Source organism: Variovorax sp. YR752 (assembly GCF_943372545.1).
The window spans coordinates 1-20600 of record NZ_CALRZC010000041.1; the positions used below are offsets into that span (position 1 = coordinate 1).

Sequence of the window (20600 nt, forward strand, 5' to 3'; positions counted from 1 at the left end):
ATGCGGTACTCGCCTTCGGCGACCTGCTTGCCCGAGGAGCTGTTGCTGGAGTTCTGGATCGAACCGGAGATGCTGGCCACGCTTTGCGAGCCCGCCGACGATGCCGACGATGCGGACGAGGCCGGGTCAGCCCAGGCGGGCAGGCTCGCGCCGGCGGTGACGAGCGCGGCGAGCGCGATGCGGTGCAGCGGGTGGGCCATCAAGTTGCTCCTGCTTGGACGAGATGCCTGCGATCCTAACGTGTCGATGTTGCTGATGCGTTGCGGCTTGTGTCGTCGCGGCGGTCGCGCCCGCGGCGCAGCCAGCGGTACAGCGTTCTCTCGCTGACGCCGAGGTCCGCCGCCGCGGCGGCGCGGCGGCCGGCGTGGCGCGCGAGCACCTCGTCGAGGTCCAGCGGCGGCGCGCCGGCGCTGCTGGCAGCAGTGGCTGTCGCCGCGACTGCCGCGCTCGCCGACGGCGCCTCGCGCAGCGATTCGAGCAGGGCCACGGAGATCTGCCCGCAGGCTTCCGCGGCCGCGCGCATCACCAGCTGGCGCAGTTCGCGCACGTTGCCCGGGTAGTGCTGACGGGCCAGCCAGTCGAGCGCTCCCGGCCCGAACTGCACGCCTTCGCGCGACTGCTCGCCGAATTCGGCGACGAAGTGCCGGGCCAGCGCCGGGATGTCGTCGCGGCGCTCGCGCAGCGGCGGCAGCCGCACCCGGATGCCGGCGATGCGGTAGTACAGGTCGGCGCGGAAGCGCCCGGCCTCCACCTCGGCCAGCAGGTCGCGCTGCGTCGCGCAGACCACGCGCACGTCGACACGCTTGGGGGTGCCTTCGCCGAGCCGGCGCAGCTCGCCCGACTCGATCACGCGCAGCAGCTTGGCCTGCAACGGCAGTGCGAGTTCGCCGACCTCGTCCAGGAACACCGTGCCGCCGTGGGCCTGCTCGAACAGGCCGGCGCGGCTGCCCATCGCGCCGGTATAGGCGCCGCGCGCGTGGCCGAACAGCTCGTCCTCGGCCAGCGTCGATGTCAGGGTGGTGCAGTCGACGGTGACGTAGGGCGCCGCTGCGCGCGCCGACTGCTCGTGCAGATGGCGTGCGGCCAGCTCCTTGCCGACGCCGGTCTCGCCCAGCAGCAGCACCGGCAGCGTGAAGCGCGAGGCGCGCGACAGCTGGGCCAGCGCCGCGGCAAAGGCCGGGCTGGAGCCGCGCAGTGCGCTCGGCGTGATGCGCGCGGCGCTGGTGGCCCCCAGGGGCTGGATGGATTCGCCGAGCAGGCGGCGTCCGTGCAGGACCACCGGGTAGCCCTGGATGCGCACCACGTCCTGCCGCGAACCGCAGCCGTAGTGCACGTGCACGACCTCGGTCGCCGTGCCGCTGTCCATCACCGATCGATGCGGGCACGCCTCGCCGTGTTCATGGCAGGGCGTCGCCCGGTGGTGCGACACCTCGTGGCAGGTGAAGCCGATCAGCTGCGCGGGGCGCAACCCGTACAGGCTGGCGTAACGCTGGTTGACCGCCACGATGCGGTACGACTCGTCGATGAGCACGAACGGATCCGGACGGGCCTCGATCAGGGTCTGGACGATCGGGTCGGTCATCGCCGGCGGGTGGCGCACGGGGGAATCCATGGCCTGACGGTGTCATGACAAGTACCCGATGTCATGCGCGTTTTCCATGACCGGCGCGGTGGCGGCCGCCACCTGCGAGCGCGGCGCCCGGCGAACCCCGGTGGTACAACCGACCGGCGTCGGCGGCTGTCATCGGACAGCGGCCACCCCCACGAACAAGCCAAGGAGACATCGCCATGAAGCGCAAGACACTGTCGATCGCATTGCTCGCTGCCGCGGCGTTCGCGCTGCCCGTGCAGGCCGACGAAACCTGCAACTCGCCCTACGTCACCAGCCTGATCAAGGGCCAGGAGGACTTCGTCCACGTCTGGACGCTGGGCGTCAAGGGCATGGGCGACGGCAACGACAAGCTCGTCACGATCGACGCCAACCCGAAGAGCAAGCGCTACGGCAAGGTGATCCACAAGATCTCGGTGCCTGGGCGCGGCGAGGCGCACCACATGGGCTTCACCGACGACCGCCGCTACCTCTGGGCCGGCCGCCTGGACGACAACAAGATCTTCGTCTTCGACATGGCCCGGCCCGAGACGCCGAAGCTGGTGAAGACCATCTCCAACATCGCCGCGAAGACCGGCTTCGTCGGCCCGCACACCTTCTACGCGATGCCCGGGCGCATGCTGGTGCAGGCGCTGTCGAACACGAAGGACCATGGCGGCGCGACCGGCCTGGTGATGTTCAACAACAAGGGCGAGATCATCGAGGCGACGCCGATTCCGACGACCGAGATCGGCGGCGTCAAGGGCGACGGCTACGGCTACGACATCGGCATCAACCCGGCCAAGAACGTCATGCTGACCTCCAGCTTCACCGGCTGGAACAACTACATGATGGACCTGGGCAAGCTGGTCAAGGACGGCGAGGCGATGAAGCGCTTCGGCAGCACCATGGTCGCCTGGGACGTGAAGGCGATGAAGCCGCAGCAGATCTTCAGCGTGCCGGGGGCGCCGCTGGAGATCCGCTGGTCGCTCAAGGAAGGCGACAACTGGGCCATCACCGCGACGGCGCTGACCTCGAAGCTGTGGCTGGTCAAGCAGGATGCGCAGGGGCAGTGGCAGGCCAAGGACGTGGCCACCATCGGCGACCCGGCGAAGATCCCGCTGCCGGTGGACATCAGCATCACCGCGGACGGCAAGGGCCTGTGGGTCAACACCTTCATGGACGGCATGACCCGCTACTTCGACCTCAGCAACCCCGAGGCGCCGAAGGAGGTCTACAGCAAGCACACCGGCAAGCAGGTCAACATGGTCTCGCAGAGCTGGGACGGCAAGCGCATCTACATCACCTCCTCGCTGCTGGCCAACTGGGACAAGAAGGGCGATGACAACGAGCAGGTGCTGCGTGTCTTCGACTGGGACGGCAAGGATCTGGTGCAGCGCTTCGAGGTCGATTTCAACAAGCTGAAGCTGGGCCGCGCGCACCACATGAAGTTCACCGCGCGGCCGGCCGGGCGCTCGCTGGCCTCGACGGTGACGAGGGTGGCGCAGCAGTGATCGAGCGCGGCGCGGCACGCCTGTGGCGCCTGCGCGCGCCGCTGGCGCTTCTTGCGCTGCATGCCGGCGCCCGCGCGGCCAGCGACGCCGCCACCGGGCCGGCGCCGCGCGGGCGTGTCGATGTCTCGAAGTTGCCAGCGCCGGGCCGCTACCGACTCGCGCGCATCATGAGAGCCCCCGACGGCACGGTGCTCGAGAGCGACGGCCGCGCCCACCGCCTGCACCGCTTGCTCGCCGGGCGGCTGACCGTGGTGTCCTTCATGTACACCTACTGCCGCGACCCCGAGGGCTGCCCGAAGGCCTGGGCGGCGATGGAGGCGCTGCACGCGGTGCTGCTGGCCCAGCCGGAGCTGGCCGCGGTGTCGCAACTGGTCAGCCTGAGCTTCGACCCGAGCAACGACACGCCGCAGCAGATGCGCCACTACGGCGGCGAGCGCGTGGCCGATGCGCGCGTGCGCTGGCGCTTCCTCACCACCGCCTCCGTGCCGGCGCTGCTGCCGCTGCTCGACGGTTTCGGCCAGGACGTGACGGTGGAGACCGACGCGCGCGGCCGCCCGACACGCACGCTCAACCACATGCTCAAGCTCTTTCTCGTCGACGAGGCGCTGCAGGTGCGCGAGGTCTACAGCGTGGCCACGCTGTCGCACGAGGCGATGGTCAACGACCTGCGCACGCTCGCGATGGAGCGGGCCGCGGCGCGGCCGTGAGGCGAGCCCTCCTCGCGCTCGTGCTGGCCGCGTCGGCGGTGCCGGTGTTCGCGGCCGATGCAACGCTTGGCCTGCCGCCGCTGCCCTCGCCGCCGGCCGCGCAGGTGGCGCTCGGCCGGGAGCTCTTCTTCGACCGCCGGCTGTCGGCCAACGGCACGCTGTCCTGCGCGATGTGCCACGTGCCCGAGCAGGCGTTCACCGTCAACGAGACACGCACCTCGGTGGGCATGAACGGCGTGAGCCTGCGGCGCAATGCGCCGACGCTGCTCAACGTCGCCACGGTCGAGCGCCTGTTCCACGACGGCCGCGCCGCCAGCCTCGAGGAACAGGCGCTGCAACCGCTGGTGCACCCCGACGAGATGGCCAACACCAGCGCCGCGGCGGTGGTCGCCCGCGTGAACGCACTGCCCGACTACCGCGTGCCGCTGCGCCAAGCCTTCGGCAGCGCGCGTGCAACGCCGCAGCGGCTGGCGGGCGCGCTGGCGGCCTACCAGCGCACCCTGCTGGCGGCAGGTTCGCCGTTCGACCGCTGGCACTACGGCGGCGAGGCCCAGGCCATGGACGCGCTGGCGCAGCGCGGCTACGCGGTCTTCCGCGAGCGCGGTTGTGCCGATTGCCACACGGTCGGCGCGCGGCACGCGCTGTTCAGCGACGGCGGCTTCCACAACACCGGCACCCGGGCGCGCAGCGAGAGCCTCGGCGAGCAGCCCGTCGACGTGGTGCTCGCACCCGGCGTCACCACGCAGGTCACGCCCGAGACGCTGCGCATCATCGGCGTGGCCGATGCGCCCGATCGCGGCCGCCACGAAGTGACGGGCCGGGCGAGCGACCTGCGCGCCTTCCGCACGCCCTCGCTGCGCAACATCGCGCTGACCGCGCCCTACATGCACGACGGCTCGCTGGCCACGCTCGACGAGGTGCTCGACCACTACGTGCGCGGCGGCTGGCCGGCCGACCCGGCGCAGGATCCGCGCATCCGGCCGATCGTGCTCGACGCCGGGCAACGGCGTGCCCTGATGGCCTTTCTCGGCGCTCTGACGTCCCCGTCGGCGTTGCCTCCGTCACGGATGGACACCGGGCGCTGAACGCGGCCTGCGGGCGCATCGCATAGCATGCCGCCCGTGCCGACGACTGCGACCCACTGCCGCTCCCCTGCCCACGGCGTCGGGCTGATGGCCGTGCTGCTCGTGTCGCTGCTGGCCGGCTGCGGCAGCCGCGCGCCGCTGTCCGGCCGCGACGGCCCCGAGGCCAACCCGCCGTCGCGCCTGGCCGAGGTGCCCGACGCCGAGCCGCGCATCGAGCCGATCCGCAGTGGCGGGCCGAACCGGCCCTACGAGGTGCTCGGCCGGAACTACGTGCCGATCACGCAGGACCGTGCGTTCAGGGAACGCGGCCTGGCCTCCTGGTACGGCAAGAAGTTCCATGGCCGGCGCACCGCCAACGGCGAGGTCTACGACATGTACGCGATGACGGCGGCGCACCCGACGCTGCCGCTGCCGAGCTACGCGCGCATCCGCAACCCGGCCAACGGCCGCGAGATCATCGTGCGGGTCAACGACCGCGGCCCCTTCCACAAGGGCCGCATCGTCGACCTCAGCTACACCGCCGCGCTCAAGCTCGACCTGCTGCGCGGCGTGGCGCCGGTGGAACTGGAGCGCATCACCTTCGCGGAGATCCGCAGCGGCGCGTGGCGGCGCGATCGCCCGGTGCCGGACCTGCCCGACCCGGCGCCGGCGCCAGCGATCGCCGCCGTGCCGCTGGAGGCACCGCCCCTGCCCGCGGCCGCCGCAGCGCCGGAGCCCGAGGGCCCGGCGCTGCGCCCGCTGGCCAGCGCGCCGCGCGGCTTCTGGATCCAGCTCGGCGCGTTCCGCCAGCGCGATGGCGCGGAGAGCTTCCAGCGCCGCGTGGCCGACGAACTCGACTGGCTGTCGCCGCTGCTCGCGGTGTTCGTCGACACGCCGCTGTTCCGCCTGCAAGCTGGCCCTTACGCCAGCCGTGAGGAAGCCAGCGAAGGCGCCGAGCGCATCCGCGAGGCGCTGCAGCTCGTGCCGGTGATCGTCGAGCGGCGCTGAACGCTACTTCCTGCCGTTGAAGTGCTCGTCGTAGCGGTGCACGAAGTCCTTGTTGGCCACCGGCAGGTGGCAGGCGCGGCAGGTGGCCAGATCGTCGGGGCCCTTGGTGCGCCCGTCGGCGAGGTAGCTCGCATAGACCCAGTTGCCGTTGCGCAGCGGCTCGGGGGCGGCCTGGCCCCAGCCCGCACCCTTGCCCATCACGAACACACGCAGCAGGTCGGCCTTGATCAGCTTGCCGTCGCTGCCGGTGGCCAGCTTGCCGTCGGTGGTCTCGAGCGCCGCGTAGTTCTCCATCACGAACACGGTGCCGTTGCCGAAGCCGCCGGCCGAGGTGGCCGAGGCGGCAGCCGGGTTCATGTAGATCTCGCGCACCTGCTTGGCGTCGGGCCGCTGGATGGCGGAGAGAAACTTGGGCCAGCTCTTGTAGTCGGCGGGAACGGCAATCTCGCCGTCGTTCAGCGGCCTGGGCGAGGTGGCGCAGCCGGCGGCGAGTGCGGCCAGGCCGGCGATTGCGAGCGGTGCGATCAAGCTGCGGACCATCGGGTACTCCTTTCGAGGGGCGCGTCGCCTCGACGCGTGTCAACGAGAGCGTGCAGTCTCGACGCTGTGCGGAGGCGCGACAACCCCTCGCAACGAAGCGGCAAGTTATGCTGCGCGTAAACCATGACACGAGCTGCAACGCCGCCCCCGCCGCGCCAGGTGCTGCTCTTCTCGGGGCACCTCGTCGACACGCCGGAGCGCGCCAGGCCGCGCTTTCCGGCCGACAAGGTCGGTGCCGCGGCACGCCGCATCGCCGCCGAGCTCGACGTTCTCGATGCCGGGCCGGCCGACCTGGCGATCACGCAGGGCGCGGCCGGCGGCGACCTGCTCTTCGCCGAGGCCTGCCTGGCCCGCGGCGTGCCGGTGCAACTGCTGCTGCCGCTGCCCGAGCCGGAGTTCATCGCGCAGTCCATGCTGCCCTGCGTGGACGGCGCCGCGTGGCGTGAACGCTACCGTGCGGTGAAGACACGCCTGACCCTGCCGCCGCTGCAGGCCGACGCGGTACTTGGCCCGCTGCCTGCCGGCGCCGACCCCTTCGAGCGCGCCAACCGCTGGTTGCTCGACAGCGCGCTGGCGCACGGCGCGAAGCGGCTGCGCTTCATCACTCTGTGGGACGGCGCCGGCGGCGACGGCCCCGGCGGCACGCAGCACATGGTCGACGAGGTGCGCCGCCGTCATGGCGAGCTGCGCTGGATCGACACCCGCGCGCTCTGACCCTCTGAACCACTCGCGCGCTGGGGGTTGACCCCGCGCGCGCTTCGGTGCTGTCATCGGCTCCCCGCAAGGAGCGACCATGGCCACCAGCAAGTCGAAGAACAACGCGCCGAGCACGATCACGCTGCGCGCGGTGGAAGAGGGCAGTGCCCAGTCGCTGCACACCTCCGACGATGACGTCATCGTGTCCTCCGCGCGGCGCGTTCGTGTCGGCGGCGCGGCGCGTGATGCCGCCGGCGCCGCGGCGCTGGTCGACGTCGCACCGGACGACGCGGTCTGCGTCGAGTACGAGAACGGCATCAAGCTGTGGATGCGCGCCGACGACCTGCTGCGCGAACGCGGCCGCCAGGCGGCCACGCGCAGCGGCGAGCCGGCCGCCTGGGAGATCGACACCGCGCCGCGGCTGTCGACGCTGCGCGACGACGCCGGCGTGTCGGCCGACCGTGGTGTGGTCGGTCTGGGCATCAAGGTGCTGGAGTTCTTCGGCGTCAAGGTGGCCGCCACCTCGGCGCGAGTCATCGGCGACAAGTTCGAGCTGCGCCAGCTGAAGCTGCCCGAGGGCACGACGCCGGGGCTGTTCCGCGCCTCGCTCGGCGCGGCGCCCGCGCTGGTGCGCATTGCCGACGGCGCCGGCCCGAAGACGGTCGCCGCCGGCAAGCCGGTGCTGGTGTTCCTGCACGGCACCATGTCCAGCGTCAACGGCAGCTTCGCGGCGCTGTGGTCCGGCGCGAACGACGAGGGCGGGCAGGCGGCTGCGGCGCTGCGCGGCGCGATGCAGCGCCGCTACGGTGACCAGGTCTATGCCTTCGAGCACCGCACGCTGACCCAGAGCCCGATCGCCAACGCGCTCGAGCTGGCCAGGCAGCTGCCGGTCGGCGCGCAGCTGCATCTCGTCTCGCACTCGCGCGGCGGCCTGGTCGGCGAGCTGATGTGTCTGGGCGGGCGCAACAAGGCCGACGATCCGCTGCGCGGTGAACTGCTCGGCCAGCTGTTCGCCGCCGACCGCACGGTGGCCGAGCAGCTCGGCCTCGGCGAGCTCGACGGCAAGGAGGCGCAGGAGCGCGACGGCGCCTACGCGAAGGACCGCGAGGCGCTGGCCGCGCTGGTGAAGATCCTCGACGAGCGGCGCATCCAGGTGCAGCGCTTCGTGCGCGTGGCCTGCCCGGCGCGCGGCACCACGCTGGCCTCGGGCCGGCTCGACCGCTGGCTGTCGGTGATCAACTTCCTCACCGGCGACGGGCTGATCGGCGGCACCGCCGACTTCCTGCTCTCGGTGATCAAGCAGCGCACCGACCCGCGCACGCTGCCCGGCATCGAGGCGATGATGCCCGGCTCGGCGCTGACGCGGCTGCTGCACCTGCCGCAGCTGACCACCACCGCGGACCTCAGCGTGATCTGCGGCGACGTGCAGGGCAAGGGCCTGTTCGGGCAGCTGAAGATGCTCGCGCTCGACTGGTTCTACGCCAGCGACCACGACCTCGTCGTCAACACCGGCTCGATGCTCGGCGGCATCGCGCGCGCCGGCGGCGCGGCGCGCTTCCGGCGCGACGAGGGCGACCAGGTCAACCACTTCCGCTACTTCACGAACAAGAAGTCGATCGACTGGCTGGCCGACGCACTGGGCCGCGAGGACGGCAGCGACGCCGGCTTCCTCTCGCTGGCCGAGGCGCCGCACGAGGAGCCGCGCTGGCGTTCGGCGGTACGCGCGAGCCGCTCGGTGAGCACGCCGCGGCCGATCGCGGTGATGGTGCCCGGCACCATGGGCAGCGCCATGTCGGCGCGCGACCGCGGCATCTGGCTCGAGTACTTCGCGCTGATGAAGGGTGGCCTGGGCGACATCGCCATCGACCAGCCCGACGTGCGCCCGACCGACCTGCTCGACGACTTCTACGGCCCGCTGATCGAGCACCTGACGCGCACCCACCGCGTCGAGATCTTCCCCTACGACTGGCGGCGCTCGGTGCGCGAGGCCGCGCAGCAGCTCGCGCTGCGCCTCGAGGGCCTGCTGCCCGAGGCCGAGCGCACGCGCCAGCCGATTCACATCGTCGCGCACTCGATGGGCGGCCTGGTGTCGCGCGCGATGATCGCCGACGGCGGCGCCGGCGCGCAGGCCTGGCGCCGCATGAGCGCGCTGCCCGGCAGCAAGCTGCTGATGCTGGGCACGCCCAACCTCGGCTCGCACGAGGCGGTGCGCTGGCTGACCGGCACCAACCCGACGCAGGCCAAGCTGACGCTGCTGGACTTCACCCGCGGCAGCAACGGCATCGTCGACATCGTGCGCCGCTATCCCGGCCTGGCCGAGCTGCTGCCCTTCGACGAAGAGCGCAGCCCCTGGGGCCAGGTGGCGACCTGGAAGCAGCTCAAGAGTGAACTCGGCGCCGGCTTCCCGCTGATCGAGGACAGCGTGCTGCGCCAGGCCAGCGCGACCTGGAAGCTGCTGCGTGCGGCGCCGGTGGAGAAGGGCCGCATGATCTACGTCGCCGGCTGCCAGCCGGCCACCGTGATCGATCACGAGGTGGTGCAGGAGGAGTTCGGCTCGCCGCGCCGCGAGCTGCGCTTCATCGCCACCCGCGAGGGTGACGGCACCGTCAGCTGGGCCTCCGGCCGCCTGCCCGAGGTGCCGGTCTACTACGCACCCGACACCGGCCACGACCAGCTGTGCAGCAACACCGACGACCGGCGCATCTTCCGCGGCTACGTCGACCTGCTGACCACCGGCAAGACCGACCAGCTGCCGACCACGCCGCCGGGCCGCTCGCGCGCCGCCGGTGCCGCGCCCGACCGTTTCGTCCTGCCGCCGCTGCCGGTGGCCGACGACCTGCCCGACGCCGCCACGGTGCGCAGCCTCGGCTTCGGCGGCGGGCGGCCGCGCAAGCGCGGCGTCGCGGCGGCGCGTTCGGCGCAGCTGCGCGTCAGCATCCGCCACGGCGACCTGCGCTACGCGCGCCATCCGGTGCTGGTCGGCCACTACGCGGGCGACACCATCGTCAGCGCCGAGGACGCGCTGGACCGGCAGATGAAGGGCGAGCAGCCGCAAGGCCCGCTGTCGCGGCGCCGCGACCTCGGCCTCTACCCCGGGCCGCACGGCACGCACGCGGTGTTCTTCAACGATGACCCGCAGCGCAAGCCGATGGGTGCGCTGGTGGTTGGCCTCGGCCAGGTCGGCGACCTCTCGCCCAGCCGGCTGGAAACCGGCGCGCGCGATGCGCTGCTCGAGTACGCGCTGCGCCTGCAGACCCGTGCGGCGACCGAGCGCGGCTCGGCCATCTCCACCGGGCGGCTGAGTGCCGCGGTGAGCTGCCTGCTGGTCGGCACCGGCGCCGGCAGCCTGCAGGTGCGCGACTCGATGGAAGCGCTGCTGCGCGGCGCGCTGGCCGCCAACCGCAAGCTCGAGGACGCCAAGCTCGACCAGCAGGTGCTGATCGACCATGTCGAGTTCATCGAGCTGTACGAAGACCTGGCGATCAGCGCCGCCAAGGAACTGGCCATGCTGGTCGAGGGCGCCGAGCTCGGCTCGCGGCTGCTGTGGAAGGAGTCGACGGTGCTCGAGGGCGAGGGCCGCCGCCAGCGCAGCCGCTTCGACGCCGACCAGTCGTGGTGGCAGCGCATCGAGGTCACCGAGGACCGCAAGGCCGACCGGCTGCGCTTCGTCACCACCGCCGACCGTGCACGCGCCGAGGAGGAACTGGCCGACGGCCAGCTGCGCATGGCCGACCGCTTCATCGCACAGGCCTGCGGCAGCGCGGCGGCGAGCAGCGAGGTGTCGAAGACGCTGTTCGAGATGCTGCTGCCGCACCGGCTCAAGCAGAGCTCGCCGGACCAGCGCGACATCGTCATCCTGCTCGACGAGGCCTCGGCACGCTTCCCCTGGGAGCTGCTGGAGGACCGCTGGAGCCACCTCGGCCGCCCGCCGGCGGTGGTCGGCGGCATCGTGCGCCAGCTCAAGACCAGCGAGTACCGCATCGACCCGCTGCACGCCTTCGAGAACACTGCCTTCGTGGTCGGCAACCCCGACCTGGCCGGCTGGAATGCCTTCTCCGACCTGCCCGGCGCGCGCCGCGAGGCCGAGCGTGTGCGCGAGCTGTTCGCGCGCGCCGGCTACGTGGCCGGCGAGGCGATCGATGCGCAGGCCTCGGAGATCGTCGACGGCCTGCATTCGCGTGCCTGGCGCGTGCTGCACCTGGCGGGCCACGGCGAGCACGAGTTCGACGTGACCGAAACCAGCGAGGCCGATGCGCGCACCGCCGCCACCGCACCGGTCGAGCTGCCCGACGGCCGCCTCGCGCTGCCGCAGCCGCGACGCAAGACCGTTTCCGGCATGGTGATCGGCCGCGACACCTTCCTGACGCCGGGCGACGTCAAGCAGATGCGCCATGTGCCGGAGCTGGTGTTCATCAACTGCTGCCACCTCGGCAAGACCGGCGGCGGCAGCGCGCAGTACAACAAGCTGGCCGCCAACCTCGGCGTCGAGTTCATCCGCATGGGCGTGCGCGCCGTGGTCTGCGCCGGCTGGGCGGTCGACGATGCCGCCGCGCTGACCTTCGCCGAGGCGTTCTACACGCGCATGCTGGCCGGCGCGACCTTCGGCGACGCGGTGCACCGCGCGCGGCTGGCAACCTGGAGCGGCCACCCCGGCGTCAACACCTGGGGTGCCTACCAGTGCTACGGCGACCCGGGCTACCGGCTGGTGCGCGACGACATCGGCGTCGACCGGCCGGCGCCGCCGGCCTTCTTCGCGCCGTCGGAGCTGGTCACCGAACTGCGCAACCTCACCGAGGGCACGCGCATGAGCAGCCAGCGGCCCGACCGCGACGAGGACGCCGCCGCACGCCGGCTGCGCGCCGACATCGAGTCGCTGACCGCGCGCATCCCCGAGGCCGCGCGCAGCGGCGGGCGCGAGGACTGGCTGCAGCGCGCCGACGTCTGCGCCGCGATCGGCTTCGCCTTCGGCGAGGGCCGGCTGTTCGACGAGGCGGTCGACTGGCTGGACCGCGCGCTGCGCGCCGGCAGCGGCGACTGCCCGGTGCGGGCGGCCGAGCAGCACGCCAACTACCAGGTGCGCCTGGCCAGCGCCGAATGGTCGCGTGTGCATGCGCAGGCCGGCGCCGCCGCAGATGCGCTGGCGCTGCAGGCGCGGCGGGCCGGTATCGCCGAGCGCATCGAGGCGGCGCTGTACCAGCTCGACGTCATCAACACCCGAGCGCCGACCTACGAGCGCCTGGTGCTGCTCGGCGGTGCGTGCAAGCGCCTGGCCTGGGTGCAGACGGGCCGGCCGCGCGTCGAGGCGCTGCTCAACATGGCGCAGTACTACCGCCAGGCCTACGACCTGGACGACGACGACGACGTCTACGCCTTCAACAACTGGGCGGTGGCCTGCCTGCTGCTGCGCCGGCTCGACCCCGAGCGTGCGGCAGGCAACTGGCTCGGTGCGCTGGCCGCGCTGTGCGAGCGGCAGATCGCCGCCACCCGCCGCGATGCGGAAGAGTCGCCGCAGCTGTGGCTGGCCACCGGCCAGGGTGACCTGCAGCTGGTGCGCCTGCTGCTCGCGGCCGACGATGCCAAGGCCGGGCACGAGACCATCGGCCGCGGCGCCGCCGAGCTGTACAGCGCCGCCTTCGCACGCGGTGCCAGCCCGCGCGAGATCGCCTCGATCCAGGAGCATCTCGACTTCCTGATCGCGCTGACCGCCGACGAGGCCGCTCCCTGGCCGGCGGCGGTGCGCGATGCGCTCGCTGCGGTGCGGCGTTCGATGTAGCCCAGCGACGCGGAGACCGACCATGACAGGCCGAGACCTTTCCACCACGCCGCTGAACGATCTGCGTATCGCCGAGCTCGATCCGCAGGACCGCATCGCCAGGCACTTCCGGCTCTACGAGTTGACCGTCAGCGAAACGGCCGACCGCCAGCGCATCGACAACCGCATCCCCGACGACCGGGTGCTGCGCAGTGCGGTGCACCTGGCGCGCGCGGTGCTCGACCCGGTGCGCGAGGCCTTTGGCAGCTTCTCGCCGAACAGCGTGTTCCGCTCGCAGGCGCTGGAGCGTTCGCTCAAGGCCAAGCCGTCGAGCTGGATCTCGACCAGCCAGCATGCCGAGGGCCGCGCCTGCGACATCGAGATCGTCGCCAAGCCGACGCTGGAGCTGGCCGCCTGGGCGAGCAGCACGCTGGCCGAGTTCGACCAGATCATCTGCGAGTGCTACGACCCGCGCAAAGGGCCGAACTCCGGCTGGGTGCACATCTCGCTGCTGCCGCCCGGTGCCGGGCGCAACCGGCGCCAGGTGCTCAGCTACGTGCTCGATCCGGGCAGCGGCCGGCTGGTCTACGTCAACGGGCTGCAGGCCAGCCAGGCCTGAGCCCTGGCGGGTTCAGCGCGTTGCGAAGCAATAGAACAGGCCGTTGCCGCCGGTGGCCTTGAGCGCATCGGCGCTGCAGCCGCGCGAGGGGTGCGAGGCGTTCCACGAACGCGATGGCTCGTCGTCGCGCAGGCCGATGCGGTCGTGGTGTCCGACCCAGGCCGAACCCTCTGCGCTCTTCGTCCAGTTGCCGCAGGTGGTGTCGCCGTCGCCGGCGATGGCACGGCCGTCCGGCGTCGAGCCGGTCAGGATGTCGTGCGTGTTCGGCGTGTCGCCGCGGCCGTTGATGAGCGCGCCCTTCTCGGTCAGCGCGCTCTGCTTGGTCAGCTTGTTGTTGCCGTGCAGCTCGGTCACGTCGCTGGCGATCAGCTCGCCCTTGACGTTGCGCCACGGGCCGGCGCCGATGCGCTCGCGCGCGTTCACGCCGGCGGCCCCGGTGGTGCTGAGGTAGGCGCGCCAGCCGCGGTCACCCACGCCGGCCGCGCTGGCCAGCTTCTCGCAATGCGCGTCGGCACCGGCCAGACCGCCGAGGTTCGCGCCCTGGCCCGGGCCGGCGCTGGTGACGAAGAAGGTGGTCGGCGGAGTGCGCGGCGGCAACGCGCAGCCAGCGAGCACAGCAGCGGCAAGGACGGACAGGCCAAGGCGTCGGGTCATGGGGGCTCCTCGTGGTGGTGGCCCGCCCCGGGCGACACGCCGGCGCGGTATACGGGATACGCGCGGCGGGCGCGCTTTCTTCCCGCGCGGCGAGCTTCTCAGCGCCCGCCCGTCACGTCGACGATCGCGCCGGTGGTGTAGCTGGCGGCGTCGGAGAGCAGCCAGACGATCGCCTGCGCCACTTCGTCGGTGCTGCCGGCGCGCTGCATCGGCACCATCGGCGCCATCTGCCGCGCGCGGTCGGGGATGCCGCCGCTGGCGTGGATGTCGGTCTCGATGATGCCGGGGCGCACCGCGTTGACGCGGATGCCTTCGGTCGCCACCTCCTTGGCCAGGCCGATCGTGAAGGTGTCGATCGCCCCCTTGGCGGCCGCGTAGTCGACGTACTGGCCGGGCGAGCCGATGCGCGCCGCCGCCGAGCTGAGGTTGACGATCGCGCCGCCGTGGCCGCCGTGTTTCGTCGACAGCCGCAGCACGGCTTCGCGCGCGCAGAAGAAGCTGCCGAACACGTTGATCGCGAACATGCGCTGCAGCCGCGCCGCGTCCATCTGGTCGACACGTGCCGGCTGGTCGACCACGCCGGCGTTGTTGACCAGGCCCGACAGGCGCGGCAGTTCGGCGTCGATGCGCGCGAACATCGCCGCCACCTGCGCGGCATCGGCCACGTCGGCCTGGATCGCGATGGCGTGGCCGCCACCGGCGCGGATCGGCGCCACCAGCGCCTCGGCGGCGGCTGCGTCGCGCGTGTAGTTCACCACCACGGCATGGCCGAGCGCGGCGAGCTGCCGCACCGCGGCGGCGCCGATGCCGCGGCTGCCGCCAGTCACCAGCACGGTGGTGGATTCACTCTTCATCGACGCTTCCTCCACCGTCACCCGACGGCGCTTCCTTGGCCTTCTTGTCGAGCACCGGCTGCAGTGCGGCCAGGCCGTCGACGAAATCCTCGGCGGGTACCGGCCGCGCCAGGCGCAGCGCCGGTGGGAACAGGTTGCTCAGGTAGAGATCGGAGCCGAGCCGGTCGCTGCGCTGGTGGTTGGACCACAGCGTGATGCCGGTGCCGACCACGAAGGCGGCCACGGCCACGCCGCGCATCAGCCGCGCCCGGTTCGGCTCGACCGCGAGCAGATGGAAGTACAGCGTTGCCGCGGCCACGGCGTGGCCGGCGACGAAGCCGAAGTCGGCCAGGGCCGGCCACGACAGCGAGAACGCGAACAGCCCGGGCAGCGTGCCGCTGACCATCCAGGCCAGCGAGCCGATCAGGAACACCTTGAGGTGCCAGCCGGCGGCGGTCTGCCGCGTGAAGGTCTTGGACAGCAGCGACCACAGCGCGATCCAGATCGCCGCACCCATCACCGCCGTCAACGCCGCGGCACCGAGCGAGCGGGCGAAGGTGTCGGGGTCGCTGTCCAGCCAGGTCACGAAGCCCAGCGCCAGCGCCAGGCCGGTGCCGGCGGCCAGCGTCGGCCCGAAGCGCCGGGTGCGCGTGGCTGCGGCCTCGAGCGGCAGCTCGGGCGCCAGCGACTCGCCGGCGCGGCGCAGGCGCAGCCGCGTGCGGCCGGCCACCAGCTCGAGCGGCCTGCCGTCGTCGGGCAGCGGCGAGCGTTCGCCGCTGCGCACGCGCTGCCGGCCGAGCTGCACGCCATTGGCCGTGTCCAGCGCCTGCAGCACCAGGCCCTGCGCATCCATGTCGAGCAGGCAGTGGTGCGGCGCGACGTGCGGGTCGGGCAGCGTCAGGTCGTTGTCGAGCGCGCGGCCGATGCGCAGCGGCCAGGCCAGCACACGCTGCGACTGCCGCACCTGCCCGTCGCGGTCCAGCACCTCGATCACGGCCAGGGCTGTCATGCGCGCCCCCTATCCTGCATGGCCGAGGCGAGACCCAGCAGTCGCCGCAGATCCGGCTTCGCCGGTCTGCTGGCGGCGCCCCCCTGGGGGGGAGCGCCGAAGGCGCTACGGGGGGGGCTCATTTCACCCAGCTGTAGGCGTCGAGGTAGTGGCGCGTCAGGCGCTGCGCGCTGGCGAAGCTCACGCCCTGCGCGTCGAAGCGGCCCTGCACGCCGGAGGACGGCTGGTCCAGCGTGGCCACCAGCACCGACAGGTCGTACAGCTGCGGCAGCTTCTTGTAGGCGCGCAGGCAGACCACCGCGCGCAGCACCAGCCCGGCGCGGTCGACGAAGTCCTCCTGGCACTGCGGCTTGGTCTGCAACTCGCCGCGCAGCCGTGTGAACGACTCGTTGCGGAAGCTCTGCGCATGCCGCGCCGCGAAGCGCAGCGTGCCGAGCTTGCTGCCGTCGTAGCTCTCGTGGCGCACCGAGATCGCGCCGGTGTTGAACTCGCCGGCGAAGATGTGTGTGTCCATCACGCAGTCGGAGCGTTCCAGGTCCAGCCCGCCGGTGCGCGACACCTCGCTGCCGCCCCAGCAGCGCATGAACTCGTCCGCCGGCACCGGCACGCGGTAGTGCGGGTGGGTCTGCGGCTTCCAGCCCTGGGCGACGAAGCGGTCGGTCAGCTCGGCCTGGTGCGCCGTCAGCTGTGCGGTCAGCTCGGGGTAGGCCGGCGTCTTCAGCGGCGGCGCGTCCTTGCCGCGCAGCAGCAGCGCGCCGACGAAGCTCGCCGGCACCAGGAAGCTGACCTGCTCGCCATCGACCCGCCGCGCCACGTTGACGCCGATCACCTGGCCGTCCTGGTCGAGCGCCGGGCCGCCGCTCATGCCGCCGGACAGCGCGCCGCCGAAGAAGATCTGCGGATAGAAGCTGCGCCGTACCAGGCCGTTGTAGTTGCCTTCCATCACCGCGAAGCCGACGTCCAGCGGGTTGCCCAGCGAGTAGATGCGCTCGCCCTGGGCGAGCGCGCGGCTGGTCGGGCGCAGGGGAAGGGCGTCGAAGCGTCGCGTCGCGGCATCGCCGGCCTTGAGCAGCGCGAGGTCGTGCAGCACGTCGATCTGCAGGATGGTCAGCGGCGCTTCGCGGCCGTCGGCGGTCACGTAGACGAGGTCATGCCGCTCCGGCTTGAGCGCCGCCTGGCTGACGACGTGGAAGTTGGTGACGATGTGGCCGTCGGCGGTGACGAAGAAGCCGGAGCCGACCGAGGTCTGGCTGGCGCGGCCCTTGAGCACGGTGCGGATCTGCACCAGCTGCGAGCGGGCCTGCTCGTAGACCTTGCGCGCCGACAGCGACAGCGTGGTGCCGGTGGCGGCGTCACCGTTGTCGGGCGTGGCCTGCGCCCGGGCGCCGAGCGCGGCGGACAACGCGAGCGCCACCATGCCGACCCGGACGAGGCGGCTGCAGCCGCGGGCTCGGGCGGACTTCATCAAAACCATTCTACGGGGCGGCGTTTGTCCCCGATGCGCCCCCGGTCGGCGCGCGCCAGAATCGGGCCCGCCCTCACTTCGACGATGCCGCCGCCATGCAACGCCGCACCTTGCTGATTGCCTCCGCCTCTGTCCCCACGCTGCTGGCCGCCCCCGCACTGGTGCGCGCCCAGGTGCTCGACAAGCCCAAGGTGACCATCGCGGTGGGCGGCAAGAACCTGCTGTACTACCTGCCGCTGACCATCGCCGAGACACAGGGCTTCTTCAAGGCCGAGGGCCTGGAGGTGACCATCGCCGACTTCGCCGGCGGCTCGCAGGCGCTGCGCGCGGTGGTGGGCGGCAGTGCCGACGTGGTCTCGGGCGCCTTCGAGCACACGCTGAACATGCAGGCCAAGGGCCAGCACTTGCGCGCCTTCGTGCTGCAGGGCCGCGCGCCGCAGATCGTGCTCGGCGTCAACCCGAAGACGATGCCCAATTTCAAGACGGTGGCCGACCTGAAGGGCCGGAAGATCGGCGTGACCGCGCCGGGTTCGTCGACCAACGTGATGGCCAACTTCGTGCTCGCCAAGGCGGGGCTGAAGCCGGGCGACGTGTCCATCGTCGGCGTGGGTGCGGGCAGCGGCGCGGTGGCGGCGATGCGCTCCGGGCAGATCGACGCGATCAGCAACCTCGACCCGGTGATCACGCTGCTGCAGCGTTCGGGCGACCTGAAGGTGATCGCCGACACGCGCATCCTCGCCGAGGCCGACAAGGTGTTCGGCGGGCCGATGCCGGCCGGCTGCCTGTACGCGCCGCAGTCCTTCATCGACAAGAACCCCGGCGCGGTGCAGGCGCTGGCCAATGCGATGGTGCGCGCCGACAAGTGGGTCCAGGCCGCCGGCGCGGCCGACATCATCAAGGCGGTGCCTGAGAACTACCTGCTCGGCGACCGCGCCGTCTACATCGATGCCTTCATGGCCGCCAAGGGCGCCCTGTCGCCCGACGGCCTGTTCCCCGAAGCCGGTGCGGCCACCGCGGTGCGCGCACTGCAGAGCATCGATGCGAGCCTCAAGGACGTGAAGTTCGACCTGACCGGCGCCTACACCAACGAGTTCGTCCGCAAGGCGCTGGCCAAGGTCGCCCGCGGCTGACTACTTCTTCAGCGGGCCGGGGTTGGCGGCGAGGTACTTCTCCATTTCCTCGGGCGAGACGTGGCCGTCACGGTTCGTGTCGATGCGGCTCCAGTCGCGCCCCGCTTCGGCCGGCGCGGCCGCGGCGACTTGTGCGGCGGGTGCGGCGCCCGGCTTGCCTGCATCGGTGGCGGCGCAGCCTGCGCTGGCGAGGGCGGCCAGGCCGAGCACGGCCCAGTGGCTGGCATTCATCATCATGTCTCCTGGGTGAAGTGGGTTTGACGCAGCATGCGCTGTGGCGGCATGGAGCGCTGCAGGCGCCACGAAGTTCCGTGCGCGCCGCAGCATCCCTACACTGAGCAGGCCCTTGGACCCGACACCGATGAAGACTCCAGAACACTCCACGGCACCGCCGGCGCTGGCGCTGCACGATGTCAGCTGCACCTTCGTCGACCGGCACGACCCGGCGCAGCGCTACACCGCCGTGCGCGACGTCACGCTGACCGTCGGCTCCGGCGAGTTCGTCAGCGTGGTGGGGCCGACCGGCTGCGGCAAGAGCACGCTGCTCAACGTCGCCGCCGGTCTGCTGGCGCCCAGCAGTGGCAGCGTGCGCGTGTTCGGTGCGCCGCTGGCGGGCATCAACACCCGCGCCGGCTACATGTTCCAGGCCGACAGCCTGATGCCCTGGCGCACTGCGCTCGGCAACGTGATGGCCGGGCTGGAGTTCCGTGGCGTTGCCGATGCGCAGGAACGTGCGCAGGAGTGGCTCAAGCGCGTCGGCCTCGGCGGCTTCGGCGACCGCTACCCGCACCAGCTCAGCGGCGGCATGCGCAAGCGCAGCTCGCTGGCGCAGACGCTGGCGCTCGACCCCGACATCATCCTGATGGACGAACCCTTCTCCGCGCTGGACATCCAGACGCGCCAGCTGATGGAGAACGAGGTACTGGCCTTGTGGGCTGCCAAGAAGAAGGCCGTCCTGTTCATCACCCACGATCTCGACGAGGCGATCGCGATGAGCGACCGCGTGATCGTGCTCTCCGCCGGCCCGGCATCGCGGCCGATCGGCGAGTTCGTCGTCGACCTGGATCGCCCGCGCGACGTCGCCGAGGTGCGCACCACGCCGCGCTTCATCGAGCTGCACCGGGCCATCTGGGCGGTGCTGCGCGACGAGGTGCTCAAGGGCTACCAGCAGCAGCTCGCCGCCTGATCATGTGGAAGCTGATCAAGCCGAGGCCCGGCAACCTGCGCCTGTGGCAACTCGCCGTGCTGGTGGTGGTGTTCGGCCTCTGGCACGTGCTGACCAGGCCGGGGCTGATCCCGCCGCTGGTGTTCGAGAACGACCGCCAGGCCGCCTTCTTCTTCGGCGAGCCGCTGGTGATCTTCGGCCGCATCTGGGCCTGGTTCGTGACCAACGCGGACATCTACCAGCACCTGTGGGTCACGCTGGTCGAGACGGTGCTGGCCTTCGGCATCGGCACGCTGCTCGGCCTGGCCTGCGGCCTGTGGCTGGCGCTCAGCCCGATGGCCGCGGCGATCTTCGACCCGTACATCAAGGCGCTGAACAGCATGCCGCGGGTGATCCTCGCGCCGATCTTCGCGGTCTGGTTCGGCCTCGGTATCGCCAGCAAGGTGGCGCTGGGCGTCACGCTGGTCTTCTTCATCGTCTTCTTCAACGTCTACCAGGGCGTGAAGGAGGTCAGCCCGGTGGTGCTGGCGAATGCGCGCATGCTCGGCGCGAGCTCCAGGCAGCTGCTGCGCCACGTCTACCTGCCCAGCGCCACCAGCTGGGTGTTCAGCTCGCTGCACACCAGCGTCGGCCTGGCCTTCGTCGGTGCGGTGGTCGGCGAGTACCTCGGTTCGTCGCGCGGCGTGGGCTACCTCATCCTGCAGGCCGAAGGCGCGTTCGACATCAACACCGTGATGGCCGGCATCCTGGTGCTGACCGCCTTCGCGCTGGTGCTCGACGCGGCGGTCGGGCGCATCGAGCGCCGGCTGATGAAGTGGCAGCCGAGGAGCGGCGAGACCGAGAAGCTCTGATCGGC

At 71.7% G+C, this 20600-nt stretch carries 18 protein-coding genes; 10 read left to right on the forward strand and 8 right to left on the reverse strand.

Annotated elements, in window-relative coordinates; all coding sequences use genetic code 11:
- Together AAG801_RS12360 and AAG801_RS12365 are read right to left on the reverse strand one after the other, a co-directional pair.
- Positions 1-200: hypothetical protein (locus AAG801_RS12360; protein WP_341888637.1), on the reverse strand; the 200-nt coding region annotated here is incomplete at its 3' end.
- A gap of 35 nt (positions 201-235) precedes the next feature.
- On the reverse strand, positions 236-1612 hold the full coding sequence (locus tag AAG801_RS12365; RefSeq protein WP_341888638.1) for a sigma 54-interacting transcriptional regulator: 1377 nt from the start codon (positions 1610-1612) through the stop codon (positions 236-238).
- A 176-nt stretch (positions 1613-1788) separates the two neighbouring features.
- On the opposite strand from AAG801_RS12365, the gene AAG801_RS12370 reads away from it, so the two are divergent.
- The 4 genes from AAG801_RS12370 to AAG801_RS12385 all read left to right on the forward strand — a co-directional run bounded on the left by AAG801_RS12370 (position 1789) and on the right by AAG801_RS12385 (position 5881).
- Positions 1789-3102 carry a selenium-binding protein SBP56-related protein gene (locus tag AAG801_RS12370; protein WP_341888639.1) on the forward strand — a complete coding sequence of 438 codons (1314 nt, stop codon included), beginning with the start codon at positions 1789-1791 and terminating at the stop codon, positions 3100-3102.
- On the forward strand, positions 3099-3809 hold the full coding sequence (locus tag AAG801_RS12375) for an SCO family protein (protein ID WP_341888640.1): 711 nt from the start codon (positions 3099-3101) through the stop codon (positions 3807-3809). Before AAG801_RS12370 ends, AAG801_RS12375 begins: the two co-directional genes overlap by 4 nt.
- Positions 3806-4894, forward strand: coding sequence for a cytochrome c peroxidase (locus AAG801_RS12380; protein ID WP_341888641.1), 1089 nt, complete (start codon positions 3806-3808; stop codon positions 4892-4894). Before AAG801_RS12375 ends, AAG801_RS12380 begins: the two co-directional genes overlap by 4 nt.
- An 87-nt stretch (positions 4895-4981) precedes the next feature.
- A complete protein-coding gene (locus AAG801_RS12385) occupies positions 4982-5881 on the forward strand; it encodes a septal ring lytic transglycosylase RlpA family protein (protein ID WP_341888675.1) in 900 nt (299 codons plus the stop codon).
- Between the two features lie 3 nt (positions 5882-5884).
- On the opposite strand, the gene AAG801_RS12390 is transcribed toward AAG801_RS12385, so the two are convergent.
- Positions 5885-6421, reverse strand: a complete 537-nt coding sequence (locus AAG801_RS12390) for a cytochrome P460 family protein (protein WP_341888642.1) — start codon at positions 6419-6421, stop codon at positions 5885-5887.
- A 123-nt stretch (positions 6422-6544) separates the two neighbouring features.
- Between AAG801_RS12390 and AAG801_RS12395 the strand changes: the two genes are divergently transcribed.
- The 3 genes from AAG801_RS12395 to AAG801_RS12405 all read left to right on the forward strand — a co-directional run bounded on the left by AAG801_RS12395 (position 6545) and on the right by AAG801_RS12405 (position 13488).
- Positions 6545-7135, forward strand: a complete 591-nt coding sequence (locus AAG801_RS12395; protein ID WP_341888643.1) for a hypothetical protein — start codon at positions 6545-6547, stop codon at positions 7133-7135.
- 79 nt (positions 7136-7214) lie between these two features.
- On the forward strand, positions 7215-12890 hold the full coding sequence (locus AAG801_RS12400) for a CHAT domain-containing protein (RefSeq protein ID WP_341888644.1): 5676 nt from the start codon (positions 7215-7217) through the stop codon (positions 12888-12890).
- Positions 12891-12912: 22 nt separating this feature from the next.
- Entirely contained in the window at positions 12913-13488 is a 576-nt protein-coding gene (locus tag AAG801_RS12405) for a D-Ala-D-Ala carboxypeptidase family metallohydrolase (RefSeq protein WP_341888645.1), read from the forward strand.
- Between the two features lie 12 nt (positions 13489-13500).
- On the opposite strand, the gene AAG801_RS12410 is transcribed toward AAG801_RS12405, so the two are convergent.
- From AAG801_RS12410 to AAG801_RS12425, 4 genes are all read right to left on the reverse strand, one after another.
- Positions 13501-14142: a hypothetical protein gene (locus AAG801_RS12410; RefSeq protein WP_341888646.1), complete on the reverse strand. Its 642-nt coding sequence runs from the start codon at positions 14140-14142 to the stop codon at positions 13501-13503.
- A gap of 98 nt (positions 14143-14240) precedes the next feature.
- Entirely contained in the window at positions 14241-14996 is a 756-nt protein-coding gene (locus AAG801_RS12415) for an SDR family oxidoreductase (RefSeq protein WP_341888647.1), read from the reverse strand.
- Positions 14986-15984: an FHA domain-containing protein gene (locus AAG801_RS12420; RefSeq protein WP_341888648.1), complete on the reverse strand. Its 999-nt coding sequence runs from the start codon at positions 15982-15984 to the stop codon at positions 14986-14988. The genes AAG801_RS12415 and AAG801_RS12420 overlap by 11 nt, the downstream gene beginning before the upstream one ends.
- A gap of 118 nt (positions 15985-16102) precedes the next feature.
- Positions 16103-17449, reverse strand: coding sequence for a serine protease (locus tag AAG801_RS12425; RefSeq protein ID WP_341888649.1), 1347 nt, complete (start codon positions 17447-17449; stop codon positions 16103-16105).
- 95 nt (positions 17450-17544) lie between these two features.
- Between AAG801_RS12425 and AAG801_RS12430 the strand changes: the two genes are divergently transcribed.
- A complete protein-coding gene (locus AAG801_RS12430) occupies positions 17545-18579 on the forward strand; it encodes an ABC transporter substrate-binding protein (protein WP_341888650.1) in 1035 nt (344 codons plus the stop codon).
- Here the strand turns inward: AAG801_RS12430 and AAG801_RS12435 are convergent, their stop codons facing one another.
- The gene (locus tag AAG801_RS12435; protein WP_341888651.1) at positions 18580-18810 is read right to left on the reverse strand and encodes a hypothetical protein; all 231 of its coding nucleotides are present in this window, start codon (positions 18808-18810) and stop codon (positions 18580-18582) included. It lies immediately after the preceding gene.
- Positions 18811-18940: 130 nt separating this feature from the next.
- Between AAG801_RS12435 and AAG801_RS12440 the strand changes: the two genes are divergently transcribed.
- Together AAG801_RS12440 and AAG801_RS12445 are read left to right on the forward strand one after the other, a co-directional pair.
- Entirely contained in the window at positions 18941-19765 is an 825-nt protein-coding gene (locus AAG801_RS12440; RefSeq protein WP_341888652.1) for an ABC transporter ATP-binding protein, read from the forward strand.
- Between the two features lie 2 nt (positions 19766-19767).
- A complete protein-coding gene (locus AAG801_RS12445; protein ID WP_341888653.1) occupies positions 19768-20595 on the forward strand; it encodes an ABC transporter permease in 828 nt (275 codons plus the stop codon).
- Positions 20596-20600: the final 5 nt, after the last annotated feature.